18 protein-coding genes and 1 pseudogene are annotated in these 17721 nt (G+C 60.2%); 14 read left to right on the top strand and 5 right to left on the bottom strand.

From position 1 onward, the window contains the following. Positions 1-103: 103 nt before the first annotated feature. The 3 genes from AC2FNL_RS11755 (at position 104) to AC2FNL_RS11745 (ending at position 2606) form a co-directional block, all read left to right on the top strand. Complete coding sequence (locus AC2FNL_RS11755) at positions 104-904, top strand: metallophosphoesterase family protein (protein WP_496833742.1); 801 nt, start codon at positions 104-106, stop codon at positions 902-904. 116 nt (positions 905-1020) lie between these two features. Then, complete coding sequence (locus AC2FNL_RS11750) at positions 1021-1542, top strand: sugar transferase (protein ID WP_496833741.1); 522 nt, start codon at positions 1021-1023, stop codon at positions 1540-1542. A gap of 206 nt (positions 1543-1748) precedes the next feature. Next, positions 1749-2606, top strand: a complete 858-nt coding sequence (locus AC2FNL_RS11745; protein WP_496833740.1) for a Wzz/FepE/Etk N-terminal domain-containing protein — start codon at positions 1749-1751, stop codon at positions 2604-2606. A 17-nt stretch (positions 2607-2623) separates the two neighbouring features. Here the strand turns inward: AC2FNL_RS11745 and AC2FNL_RS11740 are convergent, their stop codons facing one another. Continuing rightward, a complete protein-coding gene (locus AC2FNL_RS11740; protein WP_496833787.1) occupies positions 2624-2830 on the bottom strand; it encodes a hypothetical protein in 207 nt (68 codons plus the stop codon). Between AC2FNL_RS11740 and AC2FNL_RS11735 the strand changes: the two are divergent. The 3 genes and pseudogenes from AC2FNL_RS11735 to AC2FNL_RS11725 all read left to right on the top strand — a co-directional run. Then, positions 2783-2911 (top strand): annotated as a pseudogene (locus AC2FNL_RS11735) (hypothetical protein); the annotation flags it as partial. The gene AC2FNL_RS11740 and the pseudogene AC2FNL_RS11735 sit on opposite strands and share 48 nt — an antisense overlap. After that, entirely contained in the window at positions 2912-3292 is a 381-nt protein-coding gene (locus tag AC2FNL_RS11730; RefSeq protein WP_496833786.1) for a hypothetical protein, read from the top strand. A 40-nt stretch (positions 3293-3332) separates the two neighbouring features. Beyond that, positions 3333-3614, top strand: coding sequence for a hypothetical protein (locus tag AC2FNL_RS11725; RefSeq protein WP_496833739.1), 282 nt, complete (start codon positions 3333-3335; stop codon positions 3612-3614). Between the two features lie 4 nt (positions 3615-3618). On the opposite strand, the gene AC2FNL_RS11720 is transcribed toward AC2FNL_RS11725, so the two are convergent. Beyond that, positions 3619-4143 (bottom strand): CBS domain-containing protein, encoded by a 525-nt coding sequence (locus AC2FNL_RS11720; protein WP_093963355.1) that lies wholly within the window; start codon positions 4141-4143, stop codon positions 3619-3621. A gap of 125 nt (positions 4144-4268) precedes the next feature. Here AC2FNL_RS11720 and AC2FNL_RS11715 point away from each other — a divergent pair, with 125 nt between their 5' ends. The 7 genes from AC2FNL_RS11715 to AC2FNL_RS11685 all read left to right on the top strand — a co-directional run bounded on the left by AC2FNL_RS11715 (position 4269) and on the right by AC2FNL_RS11685 (position 11568). After that, the gene (locus tag AC2FNL_RS11715; protein ID WP_170341480.1) at positions 4269-4454 is read left to right on the top strand and encodes a hypothetical protein; all 186 of its coding nucleotides are present in this window, start codon (positions 4269-4271) and stop codon (positions 4452-4454) included. Between the two features lie 66 nt (positions 4455-4520). Then, the gene (locus AC2FNL_RS11710) at positions 4521-5546 is read left to right on the top strand and encodes an FAD:protein FMN transferase (protein ID WP_496833738.1); all 1026 of its coding nucleotides are present in this window, start codon (positions 4521-4523) and stop codon (positions 5544-5546) included. Between the two features lie 15 nt (positions 5547-5561). Then, positions 5562-5807 (top strand): (Na+)-NQR maturation NqrM, encoded by a 246-nt coding sequence (gene nqrM / locus AC2FNL_RS11705; protein ID WP_496833737.1) that lies wholly within the window; start codon positions 5562-5564, stop codon positions 5805-5807. After that, positions 5808-7475 (top strand): alkaline phosphatase family protein, encoded by a 1668-nt coding sequence (locus AC2FNL_RS11700; protein WP_496833736.1) that lies wholly within the window; start codon positions 5808-5810, stop codon positions 7473-7475. A 92-nt stretch (positions 7476-7567) separates the two neighbouring features. After that, complete coding sequence (gene gpmI / locus AC2FNL_RS11695; protein WP_496833735.1) at positions 7568-9085, top strand: 2,3-bisphosphoglycerate-independent phosphoglycerate mutase; 1518 nt, start codon at positions 7568-7570, stop codon at positions 9083-9085. Further along, on the top strand, positions 9082-10215 hold the full coding sequence (locus tag AC2FNL_RS11690; protein ID WP_170582712.1) for a murein hydrolase activator EnvC family protein: 1134 nt from the start codon (positions 9082-9084) through the stop codon (positions 10213-10215). Before gpmI ends, AC2FNL_RS11690 begins: the two co-directional genes overlap by 4 nt. 6 nt (positions 10216-10221) lie before the next feature. Next, positions 10222-11568, top strand: a complete 1347-nt coding sequence (locus AC2FNL_RS11685) for a S41 family peptidase (protein WP_093963348.1) — start codon at positions 10222-10224, stop codon at positions 11566-11568. Between the two features lie 54 nt (positions 11569-11622). Here the strand turns inward: AC2FNL_RS11685 and AC2FNL_RS11680 are convergent, their stop codons facing one another. From AC2FNL_RS11680 to AC2FNL_RS11670, 3 genes are all read right to left on the bottom strand, one after another. After that, positions 11623-13149 carry an MFS transporter gene (locus AC2FNL_RS11680; RefSeq protein WP_496833734.1) on the bottom strand — a complete coding sequence of 509 codons (1527 nt, stop codon included), beginning with the start codon at positions 13147-13149 and terminating at the stop codon, positions 11623-11625. 110 nt (positions 13150-13259) lie between these two features. Continuing rightward, positions 13260-13619 carry a hypothetical protein gene (locus tag AC2FNL_RS11675; RefSeq protein WP_093963757.1) on the bottom strand — a complete coding sequence of 120 codons (360 nt, stop codon included), beginning with the start codon at positions 13617-13619 and terminating at the stop codon, positions 13260-13262. A gap of 11 nt (positions 13620-13630) precedes the next feature. After that, positions 13631-14392 carry a DUF6478 family protein gene (locus AC2FNL_RS11670; protein WP_496833733.1) on the bottom strand — a complete coding sequence of 254 codons (762 nt, stop codon included), beginning with the start codon at positions 14390-14392 and terminating at the stop codon, positions 13631-13633. 247 nt (positions 14393-14639) lie between these two features. Here AC2FNL_RS11670 and AC2FNL_RS11665 point away from each other — a divergent pair, with 247 nt between their 5' ends. Next, on the top strand, positions 14640-17720 hold the full coding sequence (locus tag AC2FNL_RS11665; protein ID WP_496833732.1) for an ABC transporter transmembrane domain-containing protein: 3081 nt from the start codon (positions 14640-14642) through the stop codon (positions 17718-17720). The last annotated feature ends 1 nt before the right edge of the window (position 17721 follow it).

Here is a 17721-nt window from a genome sequence, read left to right as displayed (position 1 = left end):
CCGACCCGCCTCAGTAACCTGTTGTTCACATCTACGGCGGTGGCGTCAGCCGGCCCTGTCCACCATTGCTGCCGGGGCCACAGCGCGATAGGGAACAGGTCTGATGATAGGATCGTGGATCAGAAAACTCAGGCGGGGCACCGGCGAGCCTGAGCAGGAATCGCTGCTGGAGACCCTGGCACCCGATCGGCGGTTCTATGTCGTTGGTGACATACACGGGCGGCTGGACCTGTTGCAGCAACTGCTGACCCGGCTCGATCCAGTCATTCCTCTGGTATTTGTAGGGGACTATGTCGACCGTGGGGATTACAGTTCTCAGGTTTTGCATCACCTGCGGCATCTTTCGGAAAACGGCGAGCGTGAAGTGATTTGTCTGCTGGGCAATCACGAAGAGATGCTGCTTCGATTTATCGAGGAGCCAAAGCGGACCAGTCGCTTGTGGCTGGGAAACGGTGGGCTTCAGACACTCGCGTCGTTCGGCCTGACGGGAATAACCGAAGCGACACTGGGCGAAGATGCTGTCCAAATCTCGCATCAGTTGCGGTCTGTGATCGGCGACCCTGTTCTGACTTGGCTCGAAAACCGGCCACTGACCTGGTCAAGCGGGAATGTCTCGATCGTTCACGCGGCCCTTGATCCGGCTTTGCCAATCGATGACCAACCGCGCCATGTCTGTTTGTGGGGGCACCCCAATTTCCCGTCCACCGCTCGAACGGATGGCCAATGGGTCGTGCACGGGCATACCATCGTCCCAGATCCAAAGGTCAGTGGCCGGGTGATTTCGATCGACACCGGCGCGTTTGCGACCGGTCGGCTCACGGCGGCAGACATCAGCCCGGGCACCGTCAATTTTGTATCAACCAGCCCCAAGAATGAAGCCTCGGACACTGCCGGTCGAGCGTGACGGCCATAGTCAAAATATGATCTCGTAATACTCTTTTAACGTTAACTCGGCATTTTCCCTTCCGCAGCGAAACTCCCGCTGAGCCTACGCGACACCAGACGCTCAGGAGGGGATGGATGAGTATCGATTTTGTTGGTTCCCAGATCACTTTTTCCGGTATTGCCGCGCCGCGCGTAAGTCTGACATTCAGTGTCACCAAACGCTTCATGGATGTTGCTGTTTCTCTGGCCCTATTGCCACTTGTGGCGGGTTGTGCAGTTCTGTTGCTGGTCATGAACCCCATTCTGAACCGAGGGCGCTTGTTTTTCTTCCAGATCCGAATGGGCAGAGGAGGAAGAGCGTTCGTCGCCTACAAATTCCGTTCAATTAAGCCCGGGCACGGTGAGATCAGGGGACCCTATGGCCCGGTCGAAACGTCGTGTATCACGCCCCTGGGTCGCGCCCTGCGCCGATCCCGGATTGATGAGCTTCCGCAAGTCATCAACGTGCTGCTTGGTAACATGAGCTTGATCGGTCCCCGCCCGGATTGCATCCACCACGCGCGGTTCTATCTGCAACATGTGCCTGGTTACCGCGCCCGGCTTGGCGTCCGCCCCGGAATCAGCGGCTATGCCCAGACCGAAGGCGGTTGCGCATAAAACCCAAAAGATATTCAGAAAAAAGTTTGGGCAGACCATTACTACATCAACAATCCGGGCCTCGCATTTGAATTTTGGATTGTTTGGCGGACGCTGCAGGCGGTTGCAGGGTTCGAGGGCCATTGACGCTGAGCGACGGTGTCAGAACGCATGCACTTGCAAAGGCCTAGCATGACTGACAAAAAACGTCATGGCGCGAGGAAACCTTGGACGGTTTGGACCTGCTGGCCTTTATCCGGCTGTGTTGGGCAGGAAGACAAACAATTGCCGCCTGGGCGGGTCTCGGTCTTTTGCTGGGATTTGGGTTCTCTACCTTTGCGATGGAACCCCGCTTCCGGTCCAAAACAATGTTGGTTCTTATACGCCCTGCGGGCTATTCCGACGTGCCTTCGCAGGCCATGACGGGGCTAGGCGGAGACATCTCTGCCATCAATACTCAAGTCGAAATCCTTGGCTCTGCTCGGTTGATGCACAATCTGGCTTTGGAGTTGAACCTCCAGAATGATCCCGAGTTCAATCCAACTATCCTCGCATCGCGTTGGACCATACCTTGGCATAAACCGGCGGGCCGGCCGGACAGCGAAGCCCTGGGCATTGTCGTGGAAAACGTCACACAGGCCATATCTATCAAGAACGTCCGGAATTCAGATGTTATCCGGATCAGCACAACAACCAATGACCCTCAGAAGTCGGCTGAGATTGCGGATATCTTGGCCCAGCTTTTTGTTCGGGATCAGATCAACGCAAAAGCCGAAGGACTGACCGAAACTGTTTCATGGTTGTCGGACCGGGTGGCCGGGCTGGAGCAGGAAATCGCCCGGCAGGAGGACGCCATCAAGATCCTGCGGCCGCCAACCCCGATGCACTGGCCGCGCAGCTTTCGGAAACCCGAACAACGTTGGCCAATCTGCAGAGCCGTCTTCAAGAGCTTGACCAACTGGACCAGACACTTGTTGACTTGGACCCCGAACACTTCAGAGGCGAGGTTCCTGAAATCATTCATGATCGCATTCTCAGCAGCCTTTCAAGGCAGGTCGCCACGGGAGGCGCAGCCGCTAGGATAGCTCTCGCCGAACGTGTTTCAGAATTGATCGCCCAGAATGCCCGCGAACGCGCCGAACTCGATCACCAGTCCCGAACCCTGTCTCAACTGCTTACAGCGCTTGAGTTGGAATTTGAAAAGAATGCCAGTGTGACAGCCGAACTGCGCCAGATCGAGCGCGACGCCCGCGCAACCCGGTTGCTGCACAAAACCTTTCTTTCCAGGCTGAAGGAAGCCGCCGTCCAACAGGGCGCACAAACGCCGGACTGCCGCATAATTTCGACAACCACTCCGGGCAAACAAGTTGCACCGCGTTCTGGTCTGACCATGTTTCTTGGGGTGATCGCCGGGGCGGCATTAGGGCTGGGCATCGTTCTTGTCCGACAAATCCGGCAAGCCGCGGTTCCGACGGGGTCCGATCTGGAGCTGACTACCAGCGTACCGGTTCTGGGCCATTTGCCATTGGCGACGATCCGCCAGCGCAGTCAGTTGGCCGGGTACGTGTCCACAAATCCGACGTCACCGCTCTCGGAGGCGGCCAGAAACCTGCGAACGTCTCTGCTGTCGCCAAATTCGGACGCTCCACCGCAGGTCATTCTGTGCACCTCGTCGGCACCGGATGAGGGTAAGACCACGATGTCGATTGCCTTCGCGCAAAGCCTGGCGGGGCTCGGTCGATGTTCTGATGGGCGAGCGCAGCACACATAGCGCTGCAGATACTTTTTCGTCTTCGCGCTTTCATGACCTCATGACGGGGTTGCGGGCAGACTACGAAAATATTCTGATCGACAGCCCACCGGTACTGGCCGTTCCTGACGCCCGGGTAATCGGGCAGGCCTGTGACGCGATCCTTCTGTCGGTTGCACCGGCCATCAAGTCCCGCGCCCAGTTGGCACAAGCGCCGCGCGAGTTTTCCAGCGTGAACGTGCAGGTCACCGGGCTGGTCATGTCGGACCTGGGGTCTGCCCGAAAACAGACCAAGGCAAACGGGCAGGCCTATACGGCCTATGCCCGTTGCCACAACGTGTGACTATCTAGCCGACGATCATCTGCTTCATGCGAAGGGCTTCGTATTCCAGCTCTTTCAGCCGGAAATGCACGACATCTCCGATGGTGATCATGCCGCAAAGCTTGCCGTCGCGAAGAACCGGCATGTGGCGGAAACGCCCCTCGGTCATTGTCTTCAGCACGTCCATCAGCAGGTCGTCCGGCGTGCAGGTCCGCACATCGCGTGTCATCAGCGCCTCGACCGATTGTGGCAGCGTCTGACCCGGAGTATCCGCCATGCGGCGAACGATATCCCGCTCGGACAGGATCCCCTGCAGTGCGCCGTTCTGATCGGTGACGACAACCGCCCCGATGCGTTTCTCCTTAAGAATTTCGACCACCGAATGGATGGTGTCATTCGGCCGAACCGAAAACACCGCATCACCTTTTCCTTCCAGCAATTTGGCGACAGTGGTCTGAGTATGTGACAAATTCGACTCGGCGGATTGGCTGTAAGTGCTTGACCCGGCCTTGTCGCCACGTGTCGGGGGCTGGTAAGAGCTTGGGGCCATGGGCAGTCTCCTCCTTCAACGCTACAGGCTGTCCTCACCACCTTATCGCAGCAGAGAAACCTGTATAGGGTGCAAATTCAAAAACCGGCGCAACCGCGCCGGGTCGCAAGGAAAAACCGGACCCCGTGACCCAACTCCATCTGTCTCCTGCGGTTGCCGCCCTGATCTTCCTTCTGGTCGTGATCTGCGGACATAATTTTCGCAAACTGTGGAAAGAACAGCCCCCGGGTTGGCAGAAACGCGCGTGGCTGTTTGGTGTGCCCGCTGCGGCCGGGCTGCTAGTCCTGGGCTTCCTGCCGCTGGCGCCTTGACGCAGGTTTGACTCTGGGTGGGGCCGCTGGCATATGCCGGGCAACACTTTTCCAGGAGATCGCCCTATGCGCCGACTGCTTGCTCTGGCCCTGCCGCTTGTTGTTTCTGGCTGTCTGTTCGACGAGGAGCCTGAGATTGTCCGTCTGTCCGGCGAAACCATGGGCACGACCTATCACATCACCGCAATCGGCGAGGATCTGGACGAGGCTGCTCTGTCCGCCGCCGTCGAGGAAACGCTGGCGCAGGTGAACGCCAAGATGTCCAACTGGGACCCGAACTCCGAGGTCTCGGTCTTTTCCGCCTCAGCCAGCACCGACCCGATGCCGGTGTCAAAGGAATTCGCCTCCGTGATCGAGGCGGCCAACCAGGTGCACGACCAAAGCGGCGGCGTGTTCGACGTGACGCTTGGCCCGTTGATCGAGCTGTGGGGCTTCGGCCCGCGCGAGCCCGAAGACCCGGTACCTTCGGACACCGAGATCGCGGCGGCACTGGAGCAGGTGGGCCAGGCGCGCCTGTTGACGCTGGATGCGCAAGGGGGAACGCTGGCCAAGGCGCAGCCGGGCGTGGGGATCAACCTGTCGGCCATCGCCAAGGGGTACGGGATCGACGCCGTGGCGCAGGCGCTGCGTGAGGCCAACATCGAGAACTATTTGGTCGAGATCGGCGGCGATCTGGTGGCCCGCGGTCAGAACGACAAGGGCGAGGCCTGGCGCATCGGCATCGAAAAGCCCGAAGCCGGGTCGCAGACCGTGCAATTCATCGTGCCGCTGGACAACCGTGGCATGGCGACCTCGGGCGATTACAAGAACTTTTTCGAACAGGACGGGGTGCGGTATTCGCATATCATCGACCCGACCACCGGACGCCCGATCACTCATCGGACGACCTCGAGTACGGTTCTGGCTGAAAATGCGATGCTGGCCGATGCCTGGGCCACCGCGATGCTAGCACTGGGGCAGGAGCGGGGGCTGAAACTGGCCGATCAGCTGGGTTTGGCGGTGTTTTTCATCTCGAGGGATGTGACAGGCGGCGAAGATGCCTATATCACGGTACAAAGCAGCGCGTTCAAGGATGCGCTGGGATCGAACTGAAGGGCGGGCCGGCCGATGAGCACCTTTATCCTCGCGTTTGTTCTACTGCTGATCATCATGGTCGGCATGTCGCTGGGCGTGATGTTGATGGGCAAGAGCATCAAGGGCAGCTGCGGCGGGCTGAACGCGATCTCGGGCGCCGACAAATGCGTGGTTTGCCAAAAGGACGTGGACCCCAACAGCCCCCTGCGTGACAAGCTGCAATGCAAGCGCGCCCGCCGGATGGTGGAACAGATGGAAAGCCAGGGCGCGCAGCACTGAATGGCCAAGGCCCGCAACATCCTGTTCATCATGTTCGACCAGCTGCGCTGGGATTACCTGAGCTGTTACGGGCATCCACATCTGCACACGCCCAATATCGACCGGCTGGCCGCGCGCGGCGTGCGGTTCACGCGGGCCTATATCCAGTCGCCGATCTGCGGCAGTTCGCGCATGTCCACCTATACCGGGCGCTATGTGCAGTCGCACGGCGCCTCGTGGAACGGCATCCCGCTGAAGGTGGGTGAGCTGACCATGGGCGACCACCTGCGCAAGGCGGGGATGGACTGCTGGCTGGTCGGCAAGACCCATATGCGCGCCGACGCCGAAGGCATGGCCCGGCTGGGCCTGGAACCCGACAGCCTGATCGGCGCGCGCGTGGCCGAATGCGGTTTCGACGTGTACGAGCGCGACGACGGGATGCGTCCCGAAGGCCCCGACGGGTTCTATGACCCTGATGGAGCTAGGGCCTACAACGAGTGGTTGGCCGACAAGGGCTATGACGGCGACAACCCCTGGCACGACTTTGCCAATTCCGGCCTGGATGCCGATGGAAACGTGTTGTCGGGCTGGTTCCTTAAGAACGCGCCGCAGGCCGCAAACATTGCCGAGGAAGATAGCGAGACCCCCTATCTGACCACGCGCGGCATGGAATTCATGGAAACCCATGACGGCCCATGGTGCTGCCACCTGAGCTACATCAAGCCGCACTGGCCCTATATCGTCCCCGAGCCCTATGCCTCGATGTACGGGCCCGAGCATGTTCTGCCGCCCAACCGGTCCGAGACCGAGCGGGCCGAGGCGCACCCCGTGCTGAGCGCCTTCATGCACACCAAGATCGGTCAGACATTCTGGCGGCAGGATGTACGCGCGGCGGTGATCCCCGCCTATATGGGCCTGATCAAGCAGGCCGACGACCAGATCGGGCGGTTGCTGGACTGGATGGAGCAGACCGGCCGCATGGGCGGCACGATGATCGTGCTGACCTCGGACCATGGCGATTTCCTGGGCGATCACTGGATGGGCGAAAAGACGTTCTTCCACGACGCTTCGACCAAGGTGCCGCTGATCATCTACGACCCGTCCGAACAGGCCGATGCCACGCGCGGCACCACCTGCGACGCGCTGGTCGAGTCGATCGACCTGGCCCCCACTTTCGTCGAGGTCGCGGGCGGTGCGGTGCCCGACCATATTCTGGAAGGCCACTCGCTGCTGCCAATCCTGCACGGGCAGGCGGACGAGACCCCGCGCAAATTCGTGATCTGCGAATACGACTATTCGGCCTCGCCCATCGCGGAAACGCTGGGCGTGTCGGTGCGTGATGCGGCGATGTTCATGGTGGCCACGAAAAAATGGAAGCTGATCCATTTCGAAGGCGGGTTCCGCCCGATCCTGTTCGATCTGGAAAACGACCCCACCGAGTTAACCGATCTAGGCGACAGCGCGGCCCATGCGGATGTGATCGCGCAAATGTACGACCACCTGTTCGACTGGGCCCGGCGTCCGTCGCAGCGCACCACCCGCTCGGCGACCGAGCTGGTCGAGATGCGCACCAAAAGTCGCGGCAAGGGCGTGATCCTGGGCGCCTATGACGAAAGCGACGCGCCGCCCGAACTGACGGTCAAGTATCGCGGCCGCAAGGCGCGGCCCTGGCATCAGATCAGGAAATAGGCCGCCGCGGGGCGTATCGCCGCAAAAGGCGGTTCACGATGCGGCGGGCAGGGGATAGAAGAACGGACAAGAGCAGTTACCGGAGACCCGACATGAGCGCACCCAAACCCGTCGTCCTGTGCATTCTCGATGGCTGGGGCCTGTCCGACGACACGCAGGCCAATGCGCCCTATCTGGCCCACACGCCCACATTCGACGCGATCATGACCAAGGGTCCGCACGCGCGGTTGATCACGCACGGCCCGGATGTGGGCTTGCCCAGCGGCCAGATGGGAAATTCCGAGGTCGGGCACACCAATATCGGGGCCGGGCGGGTCGTGGCCATGGATCTGGGCCAGATCGATCTTGCAATCGAAGACGGCTCGTTCTTCGAGAACGCTGCGCTGCAGGACTTTGTCGCCAATGTGAAGGCGGCGGGTGGGACCGCGCATCTGATGGGGCTGGTCTCGGATGGCGGGGTGCATGGACACCTGAACCATATCGTCGCCGCCGCAAAAGCGATCACCGATGCAGGCGTGCCGGTGGCACTGCACGCCATCACCGACGGGCGAGACGTGGCCCCGAAATCGGCGCTGAACTTCCTGGCCGAGCTGGAGCGCCGCCTGCCCGCGAACGCGCGCATCGTCACCGTCTCGGGGCGGTACTATGCCATGGACCGCGACAACCGGTGGGAACGGGTCGGCCGCGCCTACGACGCGATCATCAGAGGTGAAGGCGCGCCGGCTGATACCGCAAGCGCCGCGATTCAGGCCGCCTACGACCGGGGCGAAACGGACGAGTTCATCGCGCCCACAGTTCTGCCCGGCTACGACGGCGTCCGCGACGGTGACGGCTTCTTCTGCCTCAACTTCCGCGCCGACCGCGCCCGCGAAATCCTGCGCGCCATTGCCGAACCCGGATTTGACGAATTCGACACCGGACCACGCCCGCAGCTGTCGGCGCTGCTGGGCATGGTGGAATATTCCGACGGTCACAACGCCTACATGACCACGGTGTTCCCCAAGCGCGAGATCGTCAACACGCTGGGCGAATGGGTCGCCAAGCAGGGCCTAAACCAGTTCCGTCTGGCCGAAACCGAGAAATACCCCCATGTCACGTTCTTCCTGAACGGCGGCAAGGAAACGCCCGAGCCCGGCGAGGATCGCTATATGGCTCCGTCGCCCAAGGTGGCGACCTATGATCTGCAGCCCGAGATGTCGGCCGCCGAGGTCACCGACAAGTTCGTCGAGGCGATCGATGCCGGTTATGACCTGATCGTCACCAACTATGCCAACCCCGACATGGTGGGCCATACCGGTGACCTGCAGGCCGCGATCGAGGCCTGCGAGGCCGTTGATCAAGGCCTGGCCCGTGTGGTCGCCGCTCTTGAAAAGGCGGGCGGGGCCATGATCGTGACCGCCGATCACGGCAATTGCGAAACCATGATCGACCCCGAAACCGGCGGCCCGCATACCGCCCACACGCTAAACCCGGTGCCCGTGGCGCTAGTTGGCGGACCCGACGGCGCAACCCTGCGCGAAGGTCGCCTGTCCGATCTGGCGCCTACGGTGCTGAACCTGATGGGCCTGCCCAAGCCTCCGGAAATGACGGGTCAGAGCCTGCTGTCATGAGGCTGCGCGCGCTTCTTCTGGCGGCCCTGATGGCGGGGCAGGCGGCCCGGGCCGCGCCGGACCCCGCGCAGGCGGCGCTGGAGGCGGCCCAGATGCTGGAACAGGCCTCGATCGCCCTGACCGAGGCCGAAACCGCCCGCGACCGCGTGCGTGCCCTGACCGAGACGATTCAGGCCTATGAAGCCGGACTGGCCGCCATGCGCGACGGGCTGCGCCGGGCGGCTTTGCGCGAAAGCCAGCTGACCGCCGAGTTGAATGCGCGCGAACGCGAAATCCGCCAGTTGCTGGGCGTGCTGCAAACCATCGAAACCACGGCGCCACCGGTTCTGATGCTGCACCCGGCCGGGCCGCTGGGGGCGGCGCGCACCGGGATGATGCTGTCCGAAGTCACGCCTGGCCTGAACACCAGGGCCCAAGCGTTGGCCCGCGATCTGGACGAGGTTCAGACACTGCGCCGATTGCAACAAAGCGCTGCAGACACGCTGACCGAAGGGTTGGAAGGCGTGCAGAATGCCAGGACGAAGCTGAGCGAGGCCATAGCGGATCGTACCGACCTGCCGCGCCGTTTCATCGAAGACCCGGTGCGGACAGCCATCCTGATCTCATCGACGGAGACGCTGGATGGGTTCGCCAGCGGTCTGTCTGAAATATCGGATGGAGAAATCATAACCTCGAACGCGGATGTGTCCCAACTGAAAGGACAGATTCCGCTGCCGACCCAAGGCGTCATACTCCATCGTTCCGGCGAAACGGACGCCGCCGGGGTCACGCGTCCGGGGCTTGTACTGGGAACCAGACCACGTGCATTGGTGCTGTCGCCGACAGCGGCCACGATCCGATACAGAGGGCCGCTTCTGGACCTTGGAAACCTTGTGATCCTGGAACCGCAGCCGGGTTTGCTTTTTGTCTTCTCCGGCCTTCAAGAGGTGTATGGGGACCCCGGTCAGGTGATCCCCGAAGGAACGCCAGTGGGCCTGATGCCCGGTCAAACACCAGAAATCGGCGCGATTTTGTCAACAAGCGGTGATGGCACTGGAACTGATCGTCCAGAAACGCTCTATATAGAGGTAAGAGAGAACAATAGCCCCGTGGATCCGGAATCATGGTTCCGGACAGACAAGGATGGATAGACGAGTATGAAGAGATTTGTGATGGCCGGTCTGGCCGGCACCGTGGCAGGGATTATTGCGACTACCCAGATCGCCGGGCCACTGCTGGCGCAAGAGGCCGAAAACAAGGCCGGAGTCTATGAACAACTTGACCTGTTCGGAGACATCTTCGAACGGATCCGCGCCCAGTATGTCGAGGAAGTCGCCCCTGAAGAGCTGATCGAGGCTGCGATCGACGGCATGTTGACGTCTCTGGATCCGCATTCAAGCTATCTTTCCCCGGACGACGCCGAGCAGATGCGCGTGCAGACGCGCGGTGAATTCGGTGGGCTGGGCATCGAGGTCACCCAAGAGGATGGCTTCGTCAAAGTCGTATCGCCAATTGACGGAACGCCTGCGGACGAAGCGGGCATCGAGGCCGGCGATTTCATTACCCATGTGGACGGCGAGAGCATCCTGGGCCTGACGCTGGACAAGGCAGTCGACCTGATGCGTGGCCCGGTCGGCTCGGAAATCGTGATCACCGTCGTGCGGGAAGGCGAACCAGACCCATTCGATGTGACCATCATCCGCGACACGATCAAACTGACCGCCGTTCGCGCCCGAACCGAAGGCGCCAGCGTGGTGCTGCGTGTGACCACCTTCAACGATCAGACCTTCCCGAACCTGAAAGAGGGGATGGAAAAGCAGATCGCCGAAGCTGGCGGCATCGACAAGGTGAACGGCTTTGTTCTGGACCTGCGCAACAACCCCGGCGGGCTGTTGACCCAAGCCATCAAGGTATCGGACGCATTCCTGAACGAGGGCGAGATCGTCTCGACCCGTGGACGCAATCCCGAAGATGGTGAACGTTTCAACGCAACCCCGGGTGATCTTGCCCAGGGCAAGCCGATCGTAGTGCTGATCAATGGCGGATCGGCGTCGGCATCCGAAATTGTTGCAGGTGCATTGAAGGATCACCACCGCGCCATCGTCGTCGGCACCAAAAGCTTTGGCAAAGGATCGGTTCAGACCGTGATGCCGCTGCGTGGCGACGGGGCGATGCGTCTGACCACCTCGCGCTACTACACCCCGTCGGGTCGGTCGATCCAGGCTTTGGGTGTCAGCCCCGACATCATAGTGGAACAGCCCCGCGTCCGCCCCGAGGCTGAGGAAGAGGAAGAAAGCAACGCTCGCACCCGGTCCGAGGCCGACCTGCGGGGCAGCCTGAACAATGACAGCTTGACCGAGGATGAAATCCGCCAGATCGAGGAAGACCGCACCAAAGCGGAAGAAACCGCCGAACTGCGCAACGAGGACTACCAGTTGGCCTATGCGATCGACATTCTCAAGGGCCTGTCCGCCTTCAATCCGACAGAGCGGGCATCGCAATAAGATGCGCAAACAATGACCGAAGGGCCGCGGTTTTCCGCGGCCTTTTCTTTTGGCTCAGCTCTCAATTTTGTGCAGTTTCTTTTCGTCAAGCATCAGCGCCAGAACCAGGCCGATCGACACCGACACCGTTGAAAACACAAAAGCCATATCCATCCCGCTGTCAAAGGCCATCGACAACGCGGATTTGATCTTTTCGGCCTCGGGCGCGCTGAATTTCTGCATGACAGCCTGCGCGGTCTTGGTCGTCAACGTACCGCCATTGATGGCTTTTTGATCGGCCAGGGACATGTCGATGCCGGCCTTGGAAAGGTGTTCGCGGAAGCTGGACAGACTGACCATGTACATGATGGCCGTCGCGCAGGCGACCGAAATGGCGCCATAGACCAAGTGCACCATGAAGCTCAGACCGCCAACCAGGCCTGCACGTTCAGGCTTGACGGCGCAAACGGCGGCGGTGCCCGACGGGCCAACCGTCAGTGTCGCTCCCAACCCGATCAGAGCCATCCCCGGAAGGATTTGAAAATACCCCAGCCCGGCCGGCATCACGACGACACTGGCCGCGCCCATCGTAGCGCAGAGATACCCCCAGAAGAGCAGGCGCTTGGGTCCGAAATCATTATACAATGTGCCTGACACTATCGACCCGACCGCCAAAAGAACGGTCAGCGGCGCGAGGCCCAGAGCAGATTCAAATACCGACCAGCCCAGAACCTTTTGCATGTATTGCGGAAAATAAAGCAATCCCACAAAGGCCGCCGAGACGTTGAACATGTTCAGCCCCAAGGTGATGCGAAATTGCGGATTTTGCATCATCTGCGGCAGTAAAAGCGGTTCTTTCACGCGTTTTTCCACGCGTGGGAACAACAGAAACAGCATCGCGCTGAGGAAAAACAGAAACATCAGCGGAACGGACAGCCAGCCCCAGTCCGATCCGACATCGAGCGCGTACAGCAGCAGCAGGACAGCAAAAGAAAGGACACCCATTCCGGCAAAGTCGATGTGCTCGCCTGTCCTGTGGGTCTTGTCCGGCTGCATCAGCACGAATGCCGTGGCCATCGAGATGCACGAGAAGACGACATTTGCCAGAAAGAACAGGCGCCAATCCCCAAGGTTGACGACAAACCCGCTGATCATCGGACCAAATACATTGCCCGTCGTGACACCGGCAAGGATCAAACCCATGACCATCGCACGGTGTTCCTCACGGGATACCCTCGTGGCCCCGAAGGCCAGCGTGCACGGCCACACGCATCCCGCGCCGATACCCTGAAGCGCGCGTGCGCCGATCAGGAAATCAAGACTGGGAGATACGAAACACATGACCGAGGCGAATAGAAACAGCGACAATCCGATGATCATGATCTTGCGATGACCGTACATGTCGCCCAGCCGGCCGCCTGCGACCATCGTCATGGCGAAGAACAGCGCATAGATGTTCAATACCCACTGAGTACTGGTGATATCGGCATCAAACGAGTTTTCGATCGCCGGAACCAGCATCAGCGCACCGGTGAAGTCTATGCCGATGCCAAACGCCGTTACCATCAGCGCTATGACCTTGATAATGCTGTCACGTTCCATCCGGCCCCCAGAGTTTCCTTGGTGGCTCAATCATGCATGAATTCAGCGAAAAAGATAGGAATGCGTCCAAGCAGACTTCGAATATGCTGAACCTGCCGGCTTTTGGCCGATCAACCCTGATCAGCGCTCAACCGACGCACCACGCGCTTCAGAAGGTCAAGTTCGGCGCGCAGCAGGTCCATCTCGGCGCGGATATCGCCTACGGCCGGCGCACCCGCGATTACGGTGATGTCACCCACTTTTTCCTGTGAAGCGCTGTCGAGGATAATCACACTATGCACACCATCGGACAACAGGACCGTTGGTACGGGAACCCGAACATGCCAGCCACCTTCGGCCTCGGAAACCTCGATACCTTGCAGGACCTGATCCCGGTACCGGGCTTCAAGTTGGGGTGCGGTATTTCCTGAATAGTGGCCTTCCCATACGCCATCTTCGAACCGGATCGGGACGAGTTTTGTTTCCGCCATGGCCTTTCCCTTCACAAGTCAGCGCGATGATGGCGGCACAGGGTCAAATCCCGCAGCACCACACGGTTCATACCAGGATCCTGGATGATAAGGTCCAGCCACATCTTCTCGATGCGACGTTCGTTCAAGGACAGATGCGCAAGATCAAAATCGATGTCGGATGTCGCATGTTGCGGTTCCAGCTTTCGCAGCACCTGCTCGGTATTCGGTCCATTCTGGATGTTCAGCCTCGCAAAGACCTCGGCCGGGCGCTCACTGTCGACCGTCACATGAGCCCGGACCAGGTGTTGCCGCGTCAGGCCCTCGGCGGCGCTGCCCGGAAGTCCGACAGACACGGAGAGGAACGAGCCTTGAAAGCTGAATACGTCGATCGCCAGGCTGAAAGGCGCCAGGTCCTTTTCCCCGCTGTTGCGGATTTGCCGGACTGCAATCTCGGCCAGCGGACAGTCATGGAAAAGCGCCACGCTGTCATCAAGCTGCGCCTTGCGAGACAATGATACCAGGCCCGTAACGGGCAGGGGGCTGCCCCACAAATCCGGGCGCCAGGCCCAATCCGTGCCAAGCGGCCTGGGAAAATTCTGGGTGCCGATATGCGGGCGGGTCAGGCGCCCGTCCGCAATCTGGATCAGACGATCAAGTTGGGCGCGAAGAACACGCGCCTGATCACGCTGCTGGCGAAGCAGAGGCAGGTCCTCGTGCGGCGCGTTCTGCGCCGTCCGTTTCCAGTGCCCAACTGCCTTGCGGCTGAAATACCGATCCAGAAGTCTGCTCATGTGCCCAGTGCCTGAAACTGCACCTCTTTAGTCGGAATCCGCGGGCGGAATAAACCCGCCTTCGGCAGATAGCACTGCAAAATTCCCGAATTGTGAAGAACGTCAGTCCTGCCGGCCGGTCTTTTTTGCAAGATCACGCAGGGGCACGTTCTTGAAATAGCACGGGGCAGAGCTTACCGTCAGTCACCCGGTCGCCGTGGATCCTCCGCAACGGGCCGCAGTCCAAAAAACAAGACGAGGCCGGGGCATGGAACCCACCCTATTCGCGTTCATCTGGAAACATTCCAAGAAACAGCAGTTCATTCTGCTGCTGTTGACCGTACTTTCGTTTCCGTTTCTCTATGCCTCGCTTGAATTGCCCAAGCAGATCATCAACGACGCCATCGGCGCGACCGGAAACACGGTAACGCTGTTCGGTACGAAGGTGACCCAGGTCCAATACTTGTTGATCCTGTGTTTTGCGTTCTTGGGAACCGTCCTGGCTGGCGGCCTCATGAAGATGCGCATCAACACCATGAAGGGGATCCTGGCCGAACGCATGTTGCGTCGGCTCAGATTCACCCTGATCAGCCGGATGCTGCGCTTCCCCAAGCCGTATTTCTCGACCACAAGCCAGGGCGAGCTGGTGTCGATGATATCGTCTGAAGCGGAACCGATGGGCGGACTGATGGGCGACGCGATCGCCCAGCCGGTTTTCCAGTTCGGTCAGATGATGACGATTGTCACATTCCTGTTCATGCAGAGCGTCTGGTTCGGGCTGGCTTCGATCGCGCTGATCCCGCTGCAAGCCTGGCTGATCCCGCGCCTGCAGCGCCAGATCAACCTCTTGAACAAGGACCGTATTCAGGAGATCCGCCATCTGAGCACCGAGATCGGCGAAACCGCCGCCGGTATCAGCGACCTGCGCGCGAACGGTGGTTGGCGCTATCGGCTGGCGCAGTTCAGTCATCGTCTGGGAACATTGTTCGATATCCGGGTCCGGATCTACAACAAGAAATTCTTCATGAAGTTCCTCAACAACCTGATCACGCAAATGACGCCCTTCCTGTTCTATTCGGTCGGCGGCTATCTCGCGATTACGGGCGAAGTGACAGTCGGTGCGCTGGTTGCGGCGCTGGGGGCGTACAAGGATCTCAGCGGCCCATGGCGCGATCTGCTGACCTATTACAATCAGGTTCAGGACATGTCGTTGCGCTGGCAGGTCGTCACCGAACGATTTGCGCCCGAGAACATGATCCCCGAAGAACTGTTCTATGGCGAGCCGGAGAGCATCCCGCACCTGCAAGGCGGCATCGAATTGCGCAATGTCACGGTGCGTGACGAAGACGGCAAGTTGATCCTTGAAGACATCGACCTGACGATCCCAAAGGGCGCTCGGGTCGCCATCAAGGCCTCGCACGACTCGGAAAGACAGGCGCTGGCCCAGTTGCTGATCCGCGAGATCCTGCCGGTTCAGGGCGAGGTCCTTCTGTCTGGGCACAACCTTCGCGAACTCCATCAGGCGGTGATCGCCGCCCGTGTCGGCTATGCCCACTCGCGACCCTACTTGTTCAACGGCACGCTTGGTGACAACCTGCTGATGCCTTTGCGTCCCCATCCCCATCACGAGGCCGAGGCTCTGAAGGCCCCATCACGTTATCAGGTCGAAGCCGTGCGCGCCGGCAACTCCCCGGACCTGCTGGAGGACGAATGGGTCGACCCACGGCTTGCCGGGCTGCAGAGCATCGACGAGATCCGCGATTGGTGGTTCGAACTGGTCGAGGCGATGGGCATCGACGAGTTCATGTTCCGGCGTACGTTACGGTCGCAATTCGATCCCGAATTGCACCCCCATCTGGCCAAGGCGATCGTGGATGCGCGCGACAAGGTTGCAGCGCGTCTCAAGGAAAAGGGCTTGGACAAATACGTTTACCGGTTCGATCCGGACCGGTTCAACCCGGCTGTGCCTTTGGGGGGCAACCTGCTGTTTGCCTCACCGTCGCGCAACATCTCACCGGACATCCTGGCCGGGGACGCTCGTTTTCTTGCCATGCTGAGGGCCCATGATCTGGACAAGGACGCCCTGAGCATCGCGACGGCGGTTCTCAGCACGCTGCGCAAAACATTCGGCCGCGAAGGGACGGATCACCCGCTGTTTCTGCGTTTGGGCATGTCCAAGGACATGTACCACCGACTGCTCGACATCGACGAACGCCGCATGTCGAAAGGTGAGGCAACACTGTCCGAAAGTGAAATGGCACTGTTGCTGACGGTGCCGTTCATGCTGACCGCCGAACAGATCGGCCCCAGTTTCCCCGAGGAATACAAGGAAAAGATCCTGTCGATCCGGCGCACGCAGGCCCCAAATCTGCATACATCTTTCGACGGGCTGTTCATTCCCGTGGCACCCGAAACCTATGTTCCGCGCCTGACCGTCATGGAAAATGCCCTATATGGCCGCGTGTCGCTGATGGCTGGGGCAAATGCCGAAGAAATCGAGGATGCCGTAGCCGAAGTCCTGATCGAGGCAGGACTGACTCGTCGATTGGCGGCTATCATCTACGATCTGCCGACCGGTCTTGGCGGGGCCAACTTGCCCACGGTTTTCCAGGAACGCGCCGCGTTTTCACGGGCAGCCATCAAGCGGCCCGACATCCTGATCCTGGACAAGGTCCTTGCCAGCCACGATTCGGAAAGCCGTCTGCGCACGCGCCTCAAGCTGCGTGAGTTACTTCCCGACTCGGTCATGATTTTCATGGAAGATCATTTTGGCCATCCCGAAGCCTATGACATGTACGTAGAAATCAAGGACGGCCGAATCGACGGTGTATCGCGTTCCAAGGCCGAGGCGGATGACGAACAACCCGAAGACTTCAGCCGAAAACTCAAGATCATTTCGGCAACCGAACTGTTTTCGAGGCTTGACGGAAAGCACCAGCGTCTGCTGGCCTTTTCGGCGCAATGGTACGAAGCCGCGGCGGGGCAGACCATATTCTCACGCGGGCAAACGCCCGACGCAGCTTATCTGTGCATCTCCGGACAGGCGAGCCTGGAATGGACGATGCCGGACGGCGAAAAGCGCAACATCTCCATCGTCGAGCCAGGCCGCCTGATCGGAGACCTGTCGATCATCACCGGCGCGCCTCGGCAACTTGACCTCGTTGCTATGACCGACTGTTCGTTCCTGCGGATCGGCGCGGAAGAGCTGCGCGCGGTGGTAGAAGGTGACGCGGCTGTTTCGATGCGCCTTCTGGAAACGGTTGCCGGGTATCTGACAACCGTCTCGGAACGACTGCTGCTGTCGAACACCCCGTTGACACCCGAAGCCGAGACCGGGGCGGGCGGTTAAG

The sequence above is a fragment of the Ruegeria sp. CRTD044 genome, assembly GCF_059613485.1.
This window is presented reverse-complemented; position numbering and strand designations above follow the sequence as displayed.

Bases quoted from the DNA above. Each gene is read 5' to 3' on its own strand.
- AC2FNL_RS11755 (WP_496833742.1), top strand. From the start codon at position 104: ATGATAGGATCGTGGATCAGAAAACTCAGGCGGGGCACCGGCGAGCCT.
- AC2FNL_RS11750 (WP_496833741.1), top strand. From the start codon at position 1,021: ATGAGTATCGATTTTGTTGGTTCCCAGATCACTTTTTCCGGTATTGCC.
- AC2FNL_RS11730 (WP_496833786.1), top strand. From the start codon at position 2,912: ATGTTTCTTGGGGTGATCGCCGGGGCGGCATTAGGGCTGGGCATCGTT.
- AC2FNL_RS11725 (WP_496833739.1), top strand. From the start codon at position 3,333: ATGACGGGGTTGCGGGCAGACTACGAAAATATTCTGATCGACAGCCCA.
- AC2FNL_RS11720 (WP_093963355.1), bottom strand. From the start codon at position 4,143: ATGGCCCCAAGCTCTTACCAGCCCCCGACACGTGGCGACAAGGCCGGG.
- AC2FNL_RS11710 (WP_496833738.1), top strand. From the start codon at position 4,521: ATGCGCCGACTGCTTGCTCTGGCCCTGCCGCTTGTTGTTTCTGGCTGT.
- nqrM (WP_496833737.1), top strand. From the start codon at position 5,562: ATGAGCACCTTTATCCTCGCGTTTGTTCTACTGCTGATCATCATGGTC.
- AC2FNL_RS11700 (WP_496833736.1), top strand. From the start codon at position 5,808: ATGGCCAAGGCCCGCAACATCCTGTTCATCATGTTCGACCAGCTGCGC.
- gpmI (WP_496833735.1), top strand. From the start codon at position 7,568: ATGAGCGCACCCAAACCCGTCGTCCTGTGCATTCTCGATGGCTGGGGC.
- AC2FNL_RS11690 (WP_170582712.1), top strand. From the start codon at position 9,082: ATGAGGCTGCGCGCGCTTCTTCTGGCGGCCCTGATGGCGGGGCAGGCG.
- AC2FNL_RS11685 (WP_093963348.1), top strand. From the start codon at position 10,222: ATGAAGAGATTTGTGATGGCCGGTCTGGCCGGCACCGTGGCAGGGATT.
- AC2FNL_RS11680 (WP_496833734.1), bottom strand. From the start codon at position 13,149: ATGGAACGTGACAGCATTATCAAGGTCATAGCGCTGATGGTAACGGCG.
- AC2FNL_RS11675 (WP_093963757.1), bottom strand. From the start codon at position 13,619: ATGGCGGAAACAAAACTCGTCCCGATCCGGTTCGAAGATGGCGTATGG.
- AC2FNL_RS11670 (WP_496833733.1), bottom strand. From the start codon at position 14,392: ATGAGCAGACTTCTGGATCGGTATTTCAGCCGCAAGGCAGTTGGGCAC.
- AC2FNL_RS11665 (WP_496833732.1), top strand. From the start codon at position 14,640: ATGGAACCCACCCTATTCGCGTTCATCTGGAAACATTCCAAGAAACAG.